Raw genomic sequence first — 14,262 nt, 5'->3', positions numbered from 1 at the left:
GTAAAACGGGCAAGTTGCACCGGCAGAAAAATCGCCCATTGAAGCCGGTTTAGAATCGTTTTAATTCACCTGAGAAACACACCAAATCACAGGAGCTTGAACGATGAAAGCTGGTGCAAAACTGCCCGACGTGACCTTTCACACCCGTGTCCGCGACGAGGCCGTAGGCGGCGACAACCCCTTCCGCTGGGAAGACAAGACCACCGCTGACTACTTTGCAGGCAAGCGCGTCGTCCTGTTCTCGCTGCCGGGTGCTTTCACTCCCACATGCTCGACCTACCAGCTGCCCGGTTTCGAAAACGGCCACGGTGATTTCGCGGCGCAAGGCATCGACGAGATTTACTGCATGTCCGTCAACGACAGCTTTGTCATGAACAAATGGGCCGAAGGTCAGAACCTGAAAAACGTCAAGGTGATCCCGGACGGTTCGGGCGAGTTTACCCGCAAGATGGGAATGCTGGTCGACAAGGACAACCTGGGCTTTGGCATGCGGTCCTGGCGCTATGCAGCCATCGTTACAGACGGCGTGGTCGAAGCTTGGTTCGAAGAGCCCGGCCTGATGGACAACTGCCCCGAAGACCCCTATGGCGTCTCGTCGCCCGAGACCGTGCTGAAGCACCTGGTCGAAGCCAAGACCGCAGAGCCCGCGTAAGCTGGCAACGGCAACTAAATTGGCAGGCTCGCTCAGGCGGGCCTGTTTTTGTTTGGGGCCAATGAATATGGTCGAAATGGTCTAGCTCAGTGCGCCATTGAACCAATGGCCGAACGTTTAGCTGTCAGAAATGGCTCACTTGGAAGCCGGCCGCTACTTGCGAAAGGTTCGCGAATGACTTTGTCCCCAGTGATATTTGATATGGACGGTCTATTGCTCGACACAAAGCGCCTCTGCCTGCAGAGTTTCGTTGAAACACGGCGGCATTTTTCATTACCAGACAACCTTGACACGTTTCTGAAATGTATCGGACTTCGTGGAGCAGAGCCTGTTCGCATTATCCGCGAAAGCCTGAACGGAGCGATGGAACTGGATGTGTTCAACGACGAATGGGGCCGACGGATTGACGCGAGGTATGCCCAAGGTGTTCCTGTAAAACCGGGCGCGTTGGAGTTGGTGCAGTTGCTTGATCACAACGGGCATTCTCTGGCCGTGGCAACTTCGACCCAAACGGCGGACGCTCGACAACGTTTGCAAGCAGCCCAGTTGTTGCACCATTTCGAGTTCGTGATCGGCGGAGATCAGGTGTCACGGCCCAAACCTGACCCGGAGATCTTTCACAAGGCAGCGGCTGAGTTGGGGGTTAATGTGCAGGATTGCGTTGCGTTCGAGGACAGCGAAACAGGAGTACGATCTGCGCATGCGTCCGGGGCAAAGACCGTCCAGATCCCGGATCTGATCCAACCTTCCATGGCTCTGCGGGCATTGGGCCACATTATCGCACCCGGATTAATAGAAGGCGCTGTGACAGCGGGGCTTTTATCTTTGGATATTCTAGAGGCGCGGCGCTAGGCCGCTCTCGTCAGGGACAAAGAATACCGGAGTGATAATTTATCATTTTCATTCTATCGCTTGGCCCTTCAAACCCGAAAATGTCATCAGGTTGAGATCCGGCAACTTGAGACAATCCCCTCGCCCACTTCGCGGATCAGCGCAGCCAGATCGTCGAACCATCCGTCGCCGCTGGTGGTGTCACGCCGTACTAGGCCAACGGTGCGCGCCGGTTCGGGGTCAGAAAAGCGGATCAGGTTCAAACCTGGCACAGCAGCCAGCTCTGATTGCGCGGCCAGTTCCGGCATCAGGGTCAAGCCGAACCCCTCGGCCACAAGGCGTGACAAAGTGGGTAGCGAGGACGCGCCCATATTAATATGGGCACTGTTACGGTCTTGACCACACACTTCGAGCGCTTGGTCGGTCAGGCAATGACCGTCTTCAAGCAGCATGAGATGGGCGGATTTCAGGTCGGTTGGCCGCACTGCATCGGCTCCCTGAGGCAAGCCGAGTAAACGCCCCTCGGACCCGGCCAGCAAAAAACGATCTTCGAACAGCGTGTGCTCGCTCAGGCCTTTGGTGGCGCTTGGCAAGGCCAGAACAGCCGCATCGATTTCTCCGGCCTTGAGCGAAGCGATCAGCCGTTCGGTGCGCGCTTCGCGGATTTGAACCTGCAGGGACAGATCACCCGCACGCAAGGCGGCCAGAACACCGGGCAGTAGATAGGGCGCCATGGTTGGAATGATCCCCAGCGAGAGCGACCGCCGCCCGTCGCTCTGGTCGCGGGCAAGCCGGTCGAGGCGTGCAGCAGAACCAAGCACATCTTCGACCAGCGCCAGCACGTCGCGCCCCAAGGGCGTCGGCACCACATCGCGGGCGTGACGTTCGACCAGGGCGCCGCCCATCAGGTCTTCGAGCTGTTTGATCTGAACCGAAAGCGCGGGTTGCGAGACATGACATATCTGAGCCGCGCGACCAAAGTTGCGCTGCTGAACCAGAGCCTTGAAATATTGCAGTTGGCGGAGTGTGAAGTTCATAGCGAGAACTTATTACCCGCACCCCACGATGCAAGGACAAGATTATTCCATACGTGCTGCTTGGCCCCCGTCACACCGGCAAGCTCCGCCTGCAGCAGACGGTGGTGCGCCGCGCGAAGCGCGGCGCTGGGCCCAACGGGAGGCGTTTTTGCTGCCAAGAAAAATCGTCGACGGGCGGGAGCCCCTCGCCTTTTGGTCTCAACCGATCATCTGATCGCTGCCGGTCAGATCGTCATAATGCCGCTTGAGCCGTTGCAGGGCGATGCGCAGTACGATTTTGCCGGACCGAGCCGACCAGCCCAATTGTTTCTCGGCCGTTTCCAATCCTTCCAGATAACAACAGCATCGCAGGGCAACATCGCTGAGCCCCGGGCCAAGATCCGCAAGCGCCCGTGAAACGCGGTTACGCGCATCCATCGGTCCATGGCTGGTTCCACGATCCGCTGCAAAGCCACCGCGCCCACCACCCGTAAGGAATCTGTCCCAATCTTGGGCCACATTGGGGCCCAACTGTGACAGTTCAAAATCTTCACGCAACCGCTCGCCCGCCCGCACCAGCCCGTCATCCAGAAACGGCTGACCGTCACGATCCTTGCGCCTGGCCAACGCCACCAACGGGCTTTCGGTCATGTTGTACCGGATCCGACGGGGGCGTCCGGCATCGTCTTCGTGCGTGTCCTCGCCCTGCCCCGAAAATGGCGCTTGGGCCTCGGCAAAACCGTTGTCGTTGCGCGAGCGTGCTCGGTTTTCAGCCTCGGCCAACAATTGGCTCAATGCGCTACGTCCGGTGGCTGTGATCCTGTATCGGCTGATGCGGCCCGGGTTGTTACAGGAAATCCAATCCTTCAAAGCCAATGCCTGTGCGATGGTGCAATCCACCACAGCTGTCCGCGTGCTTCCAGACTGGCCATCGTCGCGCACGACGACTGCCTTATCCATATCCTCGGCCACGGCCAGAACTGCGCCGCTTTCACATAGGCGACGTAGCACACGTGCTGCTTCGACATCCAAAGTTGCGGTATCCAGCGGCTCTGCGGTCGGAATTGGAGATGCCATCTTGGCTGCGTCCCTCGAATTGGCCCTCAAAGCGGCGCTATTGCCTGTGCCGATCGGAGGGAAATGCGTCTGGGCCAGCGCCTGAAGTGCAGCATCCACCAACGGGTCGTCCCGCCGCAGTTCGACCTTGCGGATCTGACGCAGCACAGTTGAGGCATGACACCCCGCCCCACGCGCCAAATCCCGGATCGACCGCCCCGCTTCGGTATGCGCCAGGTATCGCCGAGCACCCTCGGGAACCCAACGCGGAACCGGTAAAGCGGAGGTATTGTTCATGTCACTGCATCCTCAATGGCAAAATCGCTGACCCTGTTATCCAACGGTTATCCTACGAGTTACCCACACAACCTATGGCTGCATTGGTTACTGGTTCGTTAAAATCCGTCTCACCTATCAATATTGTTTCCAAAAGATAAACAGTCATGAAACCAACGCACGGTCGAACACGGGGCAAGGCAACACCCGCTAGAGTTGTGGCAACAATGAGGCAGGAAACAATTCGAACCCGTGAGGACGATTATGCAAGATCTGATGACGATGATTTCGACCATCCGCCGCCCCCGCCTGTTGATCCGCGCAGCCCGGCACGGTGCACAGGAGTACAACCGCGACCGTCACCTGCAGCGCATTCTTGGCTATGGCAGACTGCCCCGGCCGGCGGCGGCACTCATGAGGTTGATGGAGGTGGAGCGGGTCTTGAACGAGCAGCGGCGAGAGGATGACGCGGGCTATTCCCTATCCCGTCATTTGGACGTTCTGATTGCCATGATGGGCGAAGCGCAGCTGGTCCAGGCCAACCGCGCAACGCCCGTTGCCTGAGTGCGGGGGCAAAGCCCCGCGTGACACCGTTAGATGAAGGCGTCAGGCATGGATGCCTTTTTCTCGGCCACATAGGCGGCAAGTTTGCCCGCGATTTCCGGGTCCAGATGCGGCTGCTGGTAGTTTGCCAAAAGATGTTCAACGCGTTGCGTGGCCAGGGTCCGAGTGTCCCGCGCGCCCTCTTCTTCCCAGGTCTCGAACGGCTTGTAATCGAGCACTTCGGTCTTCCAGAACGCGTCCTTGAAGTTGGCTTGCGTGTGCGCGCACCCCAGGTAGTGACCACCCGGGCCGACCTCGCGGATGGCGTCCATGGCCTGCGCGTTCTCGTCCATCTCGACGCCTTTTGCCAACCCGTGCAGCACGCCCAATTGGTCGGCATCCATCACGAATTTCTCGAAATCCGACACCAGGCCACCTTCGAGCCAGCCGCACGAGTGCAGCATGAAGTTCACACCGGACAAGAGCCCCATGTTGAGCGAGTTCGACGTTTCATACGCAGCCTGCGCATCCGGCAGCTTTGAGCCACAGAACGACCCGGCCGAGCGGTATGGCAGCCCCAGACGGCGGGCCAGCTGACCCGCGCCATAGGTGATGTGCGACGCCTCAGGCGTGCCAAAGGTCGGCGCGCCCGAGTTCATGTCGATCGAGGTCACCATCGCGCCCATGATCACCGGCGCACCGGGACGGCAGAGCTGGTTATAGGCGATACCGGCCAGACATTCCGCCATCACCTGAGTCAGCGTACCCGCCACCGAAACCGGCGCCATGGCACCGCCTACGATAAAGGGCGAAACGATGCAGGCCTGGTTGTTCTTGGCATAAACCTCCATCGCGCCCATCATCACATCATCAAACGTCATCGGCGAGTTGATGTTGATGAGCGAGGTCATCACGGTATTTTCCTGCACGAACTCCTTACCGAACAGGATCTCGCACATTTCAACCGAATCCTGCGCGCGGCTGGGTTCGGTCACCGAGCCCATGAAGGGCTTGTCCGAAAGGGTCATGTGGGCCAGCAGCATGTCCAGGTGACGCTTGTTCACCGGCACGTCGGTGGGCTCACACACGGTGCCGCCCGAATGGTGCAGCCATTTCGACATATAGCCCAGTTTAACGAACTTCTGGAAATCGTCCATTGTGGCATACCGGCGGCCACCTTGGGCGTCGCGCACAAAGGGTGGGCCATAAACAGGCGCCAGGACCATGTTCTTGCCACCGATGACAACCGATTTTTCGGGGTTACGGGCGTGCTGGGTGAACTGTTTCGGGGCGGTCTTGATCAGCTCGCGGGCAAGGCCACGCGGGATGCGTACACGCTCGCCATCAATGCTTGCGCCTGCTGCGCGCCAACGTTCCAACGCCGGCGGGTTGTCGACAAAGTTGACGCCAACCTCTTCCAGGATGGTTTCGGCGTTGGCCTCGATGATATCCAGCGCCTCTTCGGACAGAACCTCGAAGTTCGGGATGTTGCGCTCGATGTATTTTGCGGTTTCGATTTTGACCGCTGTACGCTCGGCGCGACGAGCGGCCCCACCGCCACCACGAGATCTGCGCCTTGTGTTTGCCTCTGCCATAGGAATATCCCCGGGATAGATAGTGTTCACGTTGGTACACTTGTTACCCTACCCGATGTGTCGTCCGATTGTCTGGAGCGTCGCTTAAGAGGTAAAAGCGACATGTTCTAAACAGCAAAGCGACAGACCGAACCGATCAGAGCAGTTTGTGCATCGAAACGACATTGCCTGACTGCTCAATCTCGACCCAACCCAGGTGCAGATACATCGCGCGCGTCGCGGTCAACCCTGCATGCGTGCGCAGCTGCAACGCGCGGCAGTTCCTTTTGTGCGCTTCATCTTCTGCCAAGGCCAACAACCGCCCCCCGATCCCCTGCCCTGAGCTGGTTGGATCGACGCCCAGATTGGCAATCAACAACACGTCTCTGCGCACCACCAGGACAATGACACCAATCACATTTGTTTCGTCTTCGGCGACAAAGACGAGGTTGTCCGCGACATCGCTGGCGATACCACCGGTCACGTCTGGCAAGTCCGACAACTCGGCCCGCGCCGTGGCATAGGCAGCCGTCAGGCAGGATTCGATTGCTGCCACGTCCTCTGGCTTTGCTGGGCGCAAGACGATCATTTCAAACCCTTCTGCTCTGTGCATTTCACCCCAAGGCTCCCTGAATACCCTTGCACAAAACACCGCTGCAACCTAAGAGCCATCGCATGAGCCAGACATCCCACGACCGCCTTTTGATCATCGACTTTGGCAGCCAGGTCACGCAGCTTATTGCGCGCCGCCTGCGCGAGCTGAACGTCTATTGCGAAATCCACCCCTATCAGAATGTCACGATGGACTTTGTGCGCAGCTTCGCACCCAAGGCCGTGATCTTTTCCGGTGGCCCCGACAGCGTGACCCGCGAGGGTTCGCCCCGCGCGCCGCAAGAGATTTTCGACTATGGCGTGCCGATCCTTGGCATCTGTTATGGTCAGCAGACGATGATGACACAGCTTGGCGGCAAGGTCGAAAGCGGCCACGGCACCGCCGAGTTTGGCCGTGCTTATGTCACACCCAAGAGCAGCCTTGACATTCTGGACGGCTGGTTTGCCGAGGGCGACGAGCAGGTCTGGATGAGCCATGGCGATCATGTCTCTGAAATCGCACCGGGTTTTGAGGTTTACGGCACCTCGCCCAATGCGCCTTTTGCGATCACCGCAGACCCCAGCCGCCATTTCTATGCGGTGCAGTTCCACCCTGAGGTCCACCACACACCCAACGGTGCAAAGCTGTACGAGAACTTTGTGAAATTGGCTGGGTTCTCAGGCGACTGGACCATGGGTGCCTACCGCGAACAGATGATTCAGGCGATCCGTGACCAAGTGGGCGACAAGAAAGTCATCTGCGGTCTGTCAGGCGGTGTCGACAGCTCGGTCGCAGCCATGCTGATCCACGAGGCGATCGGCGATCAGCTGACCTGTGTATTTGTCGACCACGGATTGCTGCGCAAGAACGAGGCCGAAGAAGTCGTCGGCATGTTCCGCGACAATTATAACATCCAGCTGATTCACGCGGATGAATCGGATCTGTTCCTGGGTGAGTTGGACGGGCAATCGGACCCGGAAACCAAACGCAAGATTATCGGCAAGCTGTTCATCGACGTGTTCCAGAAACACGCCGACACCATCGACGGGGCCGAATTCCTGGCGCAAGGGACGCTTTACCCCGACGTGATCGAATCGGTGTCCTTTTCTGGCGGCCCATCAGTCACCATCAAATCGCACCACAATGTGGGTGGTCTGCCGGAAAAGATGGGCCTGAAACTGGTCGAACCGCTGCGCGAGCTGTTCAAGGACGAGGTTCGCGCGCTTGGTCGCGAGCTGGGCCTGCCGCAGTCGTTCATCGGTCGCCACCCCTTCCCCGGACCGGGTCTGGCCATTCGCTGCCCCGGCGAGATCACCCGCGAAAAGCTGGAGATCCTGCGCGAGGCGGATGCGATCTATATCGACCAGATCCGCAAGCATGGCCTTTATGACGACATCTGGCAGGCGTTTGTTGCGATCCTGCCGGTCCGTACCGTGGGTGTGATGGGTGACGGTCGCACATACGACTATGCCTGCGCCTTGCGCGCGGTGACCTCGGTGGATGGCATGACGGCGGATTATTACCCCTTCAGCCACGAATTCCTGGGCGAGACCGCCACCCGGATCATCAACGAGGTCAAAGGCATCAACCGCTGCACCTATGACATCACCTCGAAGCCTCCGGGCACGATCGAGTGGGAATAACTGAATACCCGGCCAAGCCAGGCTTTGCACTGCGGTGGGGGCCATAAAAGCCTTTGGCCCAGGTTCAGGATGCGTTGATTTTCACAGCGCTGCGTGATTCACGGCTCCGGTAACGGAGCTGTGCCATGAGCGATCTTCATTGGCTGACCGACGGGCAGATGATCAAGCTTGGCCCTTGTTTTCCGAAGTCGCACGGTCAGCCCCGGGTCGATGCCAATCGAGTATTGAGTGGTAATGCCTTCATCAATCGCAATGGCTTGCGTTGGCGAGATGCCGCCAAGGGTTACGGGTCACACAAGGCGCACTGCAGCCGGTGGACGACGCGCGGATGATGGCCCGTCTGACCGCATGATCGGTCGAACCAAGGGTCGTGTGAATACCACGCTGCATGCCGTTTGTGGTAGCCAAGCTCGCCCGCTCAACCTGTTCATTACGGGCGTTACTGTACGTCACTTTTTGCCCGCACAGTTGTTATCTTTGGAAAGTCGTGCATTGAAAACAATGCGTTGGACGCAAGATCAAGAATATTCCCCGTGTTCTGCAGCTGTCTTTGCGTTGTGTTGACATGAGTAGATGCTATATTGTCGGATCTAATATCACTCAACTACTGCTCGATCGAAGACCATTCATGACCCCACGACTGATCACGTGCAAAAGCTGCAATTATAGAAACCGCTATGCCCGAAGTATCTGTAGCTATTGTTTTGCTCCCACCTCAATTTGGAACCGTTGGTGGGCGATACCAGCGATGCTTGCCATTGCTACTCTGGCCTACTGGCTCCTGACTGCTGGGACTCCTTTAGTGTAGCAGCGCGCGCGCTCCATCTGGGCATGATGCTGTCATTCGGGGTATTTTCTCCGGGCCTTTGCAACAGCCAGCTTTTTGCCGCCCTTCTTGGTCCGCGCGGTCGCAGTCCACTCGTAGGTGTGTTTTCCGCTCGGCGGACATGGGCTTTTGTATTTGAAGCTGTTCGCTGAAACTGTGCCGTCTTGGGTAATTTTCACCCAGCCACCGCCGTGATTGTATCCTGGAACATCCAGATCCTTCAGTTTGAATTGCACGGCTGTGGTTCCTGCAGGCAGGCCCGAGATTTTGAAGCGCGGATTTGCGACCGTGTTGGGCTTGCCTGTTGTGCACAGCTTGAGACCGGACCAATCAAAGGTGAATTTGAATTCTGCCGCGGCAGATGTGGCCATGAACCCCGCTGCAACAGCCAACAAAAGTACTTTTGTCATCATGTCTCTCCAAAACATCAATCATCAACAGGTTTGACTGTACCCAAGGCGTGTATCGAAACAAGCTTATGATAAGTTAACAATCCGGGTTGACGAGACAACAGCATTCAGCGTTCGTGTCCCCATGGAGCAGCAACCCACACAGATCGCCAAGGCAGCCCTATGGATGACCGGCGCCATCGGCTCGTTCTCGGCGATGGCCGTGGCGGGACGCGAGGTTTCCATCACGCTCGATACGTTTGAAACGATGATGTACCGCAGCCTGGTGGGGGTCGTGATCGTTTGTCTGGTGCTGACGGCAACCCGCAACTGGGCACAGGTCACCACCCGCTCCATGGGGTTGCAACTGTTTCGCAATGTGGCGCATTTCACTGGGCAGAACCTGTGGTTCTATGCTGTCACAGTGATCCCGCTGGCGCAGGTTTTTGCGTTGGAGTTCACCACCCCGCTTTGGGTCATCGTGCTGTCCCCATTGGTTCTGGGTGAGCGGCTGACGCAGATCCGGGTCTGGGCGGCACTGTTGGGCTTTGCCGGCATATTGGTTGTCGCCCGCCCCAGTCCCGAGACGATCAGCCCGGGCCTGATCGCGGCGGCAAGCTCGGCCATATTCTTTGCCTTCACCATCATGACCACCAAACACCTGACCAAGACCGAGGCCATCGGCTGTATCCTGTTCTGGTTGACGGTGATGCAGCTGGGTTTGGGCCTAGTGGCGTCCGGGTTTGACGGCGATATCGCGCTGCCCGATGCGCAAACCGCGCCCTGGCTGGTGGTGATCGGTCTTGCCGGATTGCTGGCGCATTTCTGCATCACCAATGCGCTGGCTATTGCGCCCGCCACGGTGGTTGTCCCGTTCGATTTCGTGCGCCTGCCCGTGATCGCCATCATCGGGATGCTGATGTATGGCGAACCGCTGGACCTGTGGGTGCTTGTCGGCGCGGTGGTGATTTTTGGCGGCAACTACCTGAATATCTACGGCGAGACGCGAAAACGACTTGCATGACTTTGAAACCGCAAGTTTCGGGTCGAAGTCTTGTGATCACTGCGGCAATCTTGCGCTTATGACCGATCAAAAATCCATGTCCGCCCGCGCCTGGGCCGAATTGTTCCTGCTGGCCTTGATCTGGGGCGGCTCTTTTCTGGCCATCCGCGTTGCCCTGGACGAGGTGCCGGTAATCACATCCGTCCTGCATCGCACCGGTTGGGCAATGCTTGTCTTGTGGGGCGTGATCTTTGCCATGCGCCTGCCCATCCCGCGTGCCCCGCGCATCTGGGGGGCGTTTCTGGTGATGGGGCTTTTGAACAATGTAATCCCCTTTGGCCTGATGGCCTGGGGGCAACTTTATATCGAGACGGGGCTGACCTCGATCCTGAATGCGGCCACGGCGATCTTTGGCGTTCTGGTGGCCGCTGCGGTCTTTGCCGACGAGCGTTTGACCCCGCGCAAGATCATCGGTGTGGGGTTGGGCTTTCTTGGGGTCGCCGTGGCCATCGGCTTGCAGAATTTTACCACCTTCAACATTCAGAGCATCGCGCAAATCGCTATTATCGCAGGCACTTTTTCTTACGCTTTGGCCAGCGCATGGGCCCGCGCCAAATTGGGCGATCTGCCCCCACAGGTGGCCGCAGCAGGTATGTTAACCGGATCAACCATCGTCTTGCTGCCAGCCGCGTTGCTGATAGACGGCCCGGTTTCCATGTCGCTGCAAGCCGACACTTGGGCCGCCATCGGATACTACGCGATCATCGCCACAGCCGGGGCCTATCTGCTCTATTACCGTGTGTTGGCGATGGCGGGCAGCGGCAACCTGATGCTGGTTACACTCGTAATCCCGCCCGTGGCCATCGTTCTGGGCGCATATGTGCGGGGCGAGACGCTGATGCCACAGGCCTATGTGGGGTTTGCCCTGCTGGCGGTGGGTCTGTTGATCCTGAATGGCACGATTGGACGCCCACGCAATTGACCCCGCCTGCCCTGCACTCTAGCAAGGGCGCAACGACTTAGGACGATGGACGGCGGGACATGATTTACGGCTCGGCTCAGGACTGGCGCGCGGCGACGCGCAAAAAAGTGCTGTTTTTTGGCATGTCGGGGCTGGGCAAGACCTATGTCTCGAACATCCTGCGCGATACGGGCGACTGGTTCCATTACTCGATCGATTACCGCATCGGCACCCGCTATATGGGTGAATACATCACCGACAACGCCAAGGCCGAGGCGATGAAGGTGCCGTTTTTGCGCGACCTGCTGCTGTCCGATTCGATCTATATCGGCTCGAACATCTCGTTCGAAAACCTGACGCCGGTGGCGACCTATCTGGGCAAGCCGGGTGATGCTGCCAAAGGCGGGCTGGAGATCAGTGAATATCATCGTCGCCAGGAGCAGTTCCGCCTGGCCGAAACCCATGCCCTGCTGGACACTGAATACTTCAGCGACCGGGCCGAGCGGCTGTATGGCTATCCGCATTTCATCTGCGACACCGGTGGGTCAATCTGTGAATGGGTCGATGCCGACAACCCGGACGATCCTTTGCTGTCCGAACTGTCGAAACACACGTTGATGATCTGGATCAAAGGAGATGAGGCCCACACCGAGGAATTGATCCGCCGGTTCGACCGCGCGCCCAAGCCGATGTCGTATCAGCCCGAATTCCTGACCCGCGTCTGGGACCAATATCTGGCCGAGCAGGACTGCGGCCCAGATGAGGTTGATCCCGACGCCTTCATCCGCTGGACCTATGCCCAGGCGCTGGCGCATCGCCAACCCAGGTACGAGGCAATGGCCCGCAACTGGGGCGTCACGGTGACCGCTGACCAGATCGGCGCCGTGCGCGATGCATCCGATTTCGAGGATGTGATCGCCCAAGCCCTTGAGGCCAAAGAACAGACCACCTAGGTTCCCCCATTCATCCGCAACGAAAAAGCTGAAACGATGCCCATCAAGATCCCATCCGACCTGCCCGCCTATGATGTCCTCACCAAAGAGGGCGTCATGGTCATGTCGCCGGATCAGGCGGCGCGTCAGGACATTCGTCCCCTGCGCATTGGGCTGCTCAATCTGATGCCCAAGAAGATCCAGACCGAGAACCAGTTCGCGCGCCTGATCGGTGCCACGCCACTGCAGATCGAGCTGAGCCTCATTCGGATGAGCGAGCACCGCACCCGCAACACGGCCGCCGAGCACATGGTCGAATTCTATCATCCCTTTCAAGAGATCAAGGACCAGAAATTCGATGGCCTGATCATCACCGGCGCGCCGATCGAACATCTGGAGTTCGACGCGGTCACCTATTGGGACGAGCTGCGTGAGGTGATGGATTGGACCCAGACCAATGTGCATTCCACCTTTGGCGTCTGCTGGGGCGGGATGGCAATGATCAATCATTTCCATGGCGTCAAGAAGCACATGCTGGATGCCAAGGCCTTTGGCTGCTTCCGACATCAGAACCTGGATTCGGCCTCGCCGTTTTTGCGCGGGTTCTCGGACGATTGTGTGATCCCGGTCAGCCGCTGGACCGAGATGAAGCAAGATGAAATCGACGCCGCCCCCGGCCTGAAGACGTTGTTGGGCAGTGACGAGGTCGGCCCCTGTCTGGTCGAAGATCCCACGCACCGCGCGCTCTATATTTTCAACCACTTTGAATACGACGACGATACGCTCAAGCAGGAATACGACCGTGACGTGGCCAACGGCACACCGATCAACGTGCCGACCAACTACTATCCCGACGATGATCCCTCAAAACCGCCCATGAACCGCTGGCGCAGCCACGCGCATCTGCTTTATGGCAATTGGATCAATCAGATTTATCAATCGACCCCGTTCGACATGGATCACATTGGTTCTTAAGGCGCTGATATCCCTTCTGGCTCTGGTGATCGCGGGCGTCGCGATCACCCAGTGGAAGGCAGCGCGGAACGAAGCCAGAGCCGAGACCAGCCATCCACCACCCGGTCAGTTCATTGACGTCGATGGGATCAAAATTCACGCCATGGTCGCAGGCAATGGCCCGGATTTGGTGCTGATCCACGGCTCCAGCGGCTCGACGCGAGACATGAGCTTTGCCCTGGCGCCGGCACTCACCGACCGCTACCGCGTGATCCTGTTTGACCGGCCTGGACATGGGTTTTCTCAGGCACTGCCGCAGGGCCATGAAACGATAACCGATCAGGCGCGCGTTCTAAGCACTGCCGCCGTCAAGCTTGGGGCCAAGAAACCCATCGTCATGGGGCAAAGCTATGGTGGCGCGGTGGCGCTGGCCTGGGCAGTGAATCACCCTGATCGTATCGCGGCACTGGTGCCGGTTTCGGCCCCCTCAACGCCTTGGGCAACGCCGCTCGATCCCTACTACCAACTGATCACCTCAACCTGGGGCAATCTGCTTGTTGTGCCCTTGATCACGGCCTTTGTCCCGGACAGCCGGATTGCTAATACGATGGAGGGCGTTTTTGCGCCGCAAGCCGTGCCATCGGGCTACCTTGATCACTTCAATCCACGCCTGAGCCTGCGCCGGTCCGCGACCCGTGCCAACGCGCGCCAGCGGGCGAACCTGCTGGACGAGGTCACCAAGATGCACCCGCGTTACCCAGAGATATCGGTGCCGACAGAGATCGTTCACGGGGATGCAGATGACATCGTAAGCCACGAATTGCATTCAAAAAACCTGGTGATGCGCATCCCCGGCGCCGTGCTGACCTTGCTCCCGGGCATTGGCCATATGCCGCAACATGTCTCGGTGTCCGACGTCACCGCAGCAATCGACCGCGCCGCTGCGCGTACGGGTTTGCGTTAAGTCGATTAACATTACATAGTGTCTAGAAACAAAAGCAATAATCCCGGAGG

14 protein-coding genes and 1 pseudogene are annotated in these 14,262 nt (G+C 58.4%); 10 read left to right on the top strand and 5 right to left on the bottom strand.

The features are described 5' to 3' along the window. The first annotated feature begins 103 nt into the window (after positions 1 to 103). Both TRL7639_RS09370 and TRL7639_RS09365 read left to right on the top strand, forming a co-directional pair. The gene (locus TRL7639_RS09370; protein ID WP_085795429.1) at positions 104 to 652 is read left to right on the top strand and encodes a peroxiredoxin; all 549 of its coding nucleotides are present in this window, start codon (positions 104 to 106) and stop codon (positions 650 to 652) included. A 105-nt stretch (positions 653 to 757) separates the two neighbouring features. Next, positions 758 to 1,504, top strand: a complete 747-nt coding sequence (locus tag TRL7639_RS09365) for an HAD family hydrolase (protein ID WP_085795428.1) — start codon at positions 758 to 760, stop codon at positions 1,502 to 1,504. Positions 1,505 to 1,590: 86 nt separating this feature from the next. Here TRL7639_RS09365 and TRL7639_RS09360 read toward each other — a convergent pair whose 3' ends face one another. After that, on the bottom strand, positions 1,591 to 2,520 hold the full coding sequence (locus TRL7639_RS09360; RefSeq protein WP_085795427.1) for a hydrogen peroxide-inducible genes activator: 930 nt from the start codon (positions 2,518 to 2,520) through the stop codon (positions 1,591 to 1,593). 198 nt (positions 2,521 to 2,718) lie between these two features. Further along, a complete protein-coding gene (locus TRL7639_RS09355; RefSeq protein WP_085795426.1) occupies positions 2,719 to 3,852 on the bottom strand; it encodes a DUF6456 domain-containing protein in 1,134 nt (377 codons plus the stop codon). A gap of 243 nt (positions 3,853 to 4,095) precedes the next feature. Between TRL7639_RS09355 and TRL7639_RS09350 the strand changes: the two genes are divergently transcribed. Beyond that, positions 4,096 to 4,395: a DUF6477 family protein gene (locus TRL7639_RS09350; protein ID WP_085795425.1), complete on the top strand. Its 300-nt coding sequence runs from the start codon at positions 4,096 to 4,098 to the stop codon at positions 4,393 to 4,395. Between the two features lie 29 nt (positions 4,396 to 4,424). Here the strand turns inward: TRL7639_RS09350 and TRL7639_RS09345 are convergent, their stop codons facing one another. Further along, positions 4,425 to 5,969: a trimethylamine methyltransferase family protein gene (locus TRL7639_RS09345; protein ID WP_085795424.1), complete on the bottom strand. Its 1,545-nt coding sequence runs from the start codon at positions 5,967 to 5,969 to the stop codon at positions 4,425 to 4,427. 136 nt (positions 5,970 to 6,105) lie between these two features. Further along, positions 6,106 to 6,504 carry a GNAT family N-acetyltransferase gene (locus TRL7639_RS09340; RefSeq protein ID WP_165759787.1) on the bottom strand — a complete coding sequence of 133 codons (399 nt, stop codon included), beginning with the start codon at positions 6,502 to 6,504 and terminating at the stop codon, positions 6,106 to 6,108. 119 nt (positions 6,505 to 6,623) lie between these two features. Here TRL7639_RS09340 and guaA point away from each other — a divergent pair, with 119 nt between their 5' ends. Continuing rightward, on the top strand, positions 6,624 to 8,183 hold the full coding sequence (gene guaA, locus TRL7639_RS09335; protein WP_085795422.1) for a glutamine-hydrolyzing GMP synthase: 1,560 nt from the start codon (positions 6,624 to 6,626) through the stop codon (positions 8,181 to 8,183). Positions 8,184 to 8,308: 125 nt separating this feature from the next. Beyond that, positions 8,309 to 8,657, top strand: a pseudogene (locus TRL7639_RS09330) (transposase family protein); the annotation flags it as partial. 366 nt (positions 8,658 to 9,023) lie between these two features. Here TRL7639_RS09330 and TRL7639_RS09325 read toward each other — a convergent pair. Beyond that, a complete protein-coding gene (locus tag TRL7639_RS09325; RefSeq protein ID WP_165759786.1) occupies positions 9,024 to 9,419 on the bottom strand; it encodes a YbhB/YbcL family Raf kinase inhibitor-like protein in 396 nt (131 codons plus the stop codon). 124 nt (positions 9,420 to 9,543) lie between these two features. On the opposite strand from TRL7639_RS09325, the gene TRL7639_RS09320 reads away from it, so the two are divergent. The 5 genes from TRL7639_RS09320 to TRL7639_RS09300 are packed head-to-tail and all read left to right on the top strand — an operon-like array spanning position 9,544 to position 14,212. Further along, on the top strand, positions 9,544 to 10,422 hold the full coding sequence (locus TRL7639_RS09320; RefSeq protein WP_085795419.1) for a DMT family transporter: 879 nt from the start codon (positions 9,544 to 9,546) through the stop codon (positions 10,420 to 10,422). A gap of 58 nt (positions 10,423 to 10,480) precedes the next feature. Beyond that, entirely contained in the window at positions 10,481 to 11,383 is a 903-nt protein-coding gene (locus tag TRL7639_RS09315; protein ID WP_085796346.1) for a DMT family transporter, read from the top strand. A 59-nt stretch (positions 11,384 to 11,442) separates the two neighbouring features. Then, complete coding sequence (locus TRL7639_RS09310) at positions 11,443 to 12,315, top strand: ATPase (RefSeq protein WP_085795418.1); 873 nt, start codon at positions 11,443 to 11,445, stop codon at positions 12,313 to 12,315. A 36-nt stretch (positions 12,316 to 12,351) separates the two neighbouring features. Then, positions 12,352 to 13,269 (top strand): homoserine O-acetyltransferase MetA, encoded by a 918-nt coding sequence (gene metA / locus TRL7639_RS09305; RefSeq protein WP_085795417.1) that lies wholly within the window; start codon positions 12,352 to 12,354, stop codon positions 13,267 to 13,269. Then, positions 13,205 to 14,212 (top strand): alpha/beta fold hydrolase, encoded by a 1,008-nt coding sequence (locus tag TRL7639_RS09300; protein ID WP_085795416.1) that lies wholly within the window; start codon positions 13,205 to 13,207, stop codon positions 14,210 to 14,212. Before metA ends, TRL7639_RS09300 begins: the two co-directional genes overlap by 65 nt. Positions 14,213 to 14,262 lie beyond the last annotated feature (50 nt).

This window comes from Falsiruegeria litorea R37, assembly GCF_900172225.1.
Classification (GTDB): Bacteria; Pseudomonadota; Alphaproteobacteria; order Rhodobacterales; family Rhodobacteraceae; genus Falsiruegeria; species Falsiruegeria litorea.
Note: the sequence above shows the minus strand (reverse complement) of the source record. Positions and strands in the feature narration are given on the sequence as shown.

What these genes read in the sequence shown, in the direction of transcription:
- TRL7639_RS09310 (WP_085795418.1), top strand. Translation starts at nt 11,443, where the DNA reads ATGATTTACGGCTCGGCTCAGGACTGGCGCGCGGCGACGCGCAAAAAA.
- TRL7639_RS09345 (WP_085795424.1), bottom strand. Translation starts at nt 5,969, where the DNA reads ATGGCAGAGGCAAACACAAGGCGCAGATCTCGTGGTGGCGGTGGGGCC.
- TRL7639_RS09320 (WP_085795419.1), top strand. Translation starts at nt 9,544, where the DNA reads ATGGAGCAGCAACCCACACAGATCGCCAAGGCAGCCCTATGGATGACC.
- guaA (WP_085795422.1), top strand. Translation starts at nt 6,624, where the DNA reads ATGAGCCAGACATCCCACGACCGCCTTTTGATCATCGACTTTGGCAGC.
- TRL7639_RS09300 (WP_085795416.1), top strand. Translation starts at nt 13,205, where the DNA reads ATGGCAATTGGATCAATCAGATTTATCAATCGACCCCGTTCGACATGG.
- TRL7639_RS09350 (WP_085795425.1), top strand. Translation starts at nt 4,096, where the DNA reads ATGCAAGATCTGATGACGATGATTTCGACCATCCGCCGCCCCCGCCTG.
- TRL7639_RS09355 (WP_085795426.1), bottom strand. Translation starts at nt 3,852, where the DNA reads ATGAACAATACCTCCGCTTTACCGGTTCCGCGTTGGGTTCCCGAGGGT.
- metA (WP_085795417.1), top strand. Translation starts at nt 12,352, where the DNA reads ATGCCCATCAAGATCCCATCCGACCTGCCCGCCTATGATGTCCTCACC.
- TRL7639_RS09365 (WP_085795428.1), top strand. Translation starts at nt 758, where the DNA reads ATGGCCGAACGTTTAGCTGTCAGAAATGGCTCACTTGGAAGCCGGCCG.
- TRL7639_RS09370 (WP_085795429.1), top strand. Translation starts at nt 104, where the DNA reads ATGAAAGCTGGTGCAAAACTGCCCGACGTGACCTTTCACACCCGTGTC.
- TRL7639_RS09325 (WP_165759786.1), bottom strand. Translation starts at nt 9,419, where the DNA reads ATGACAAAAGTACTTTTGTTGGCTGTTGCAGCGGGGTTCATGGCCACA.
- TRL7639_RS09360 (WP_085795427.1), bottom strand. Translation starts at nt 2,520, where the DNA reads ATGAACTTCACACTCCGCCAACTGCAATATTTCAAGGCTCTGGTTCAG.
- TRL7639_RS09315 (WP_085796346.1), top strand. Translation starts at nt 10,481, where the DNA reads ATGACCGATCAAAAATCCATGTCCGCCCGCGCCTGGGCCGAATTGTTC.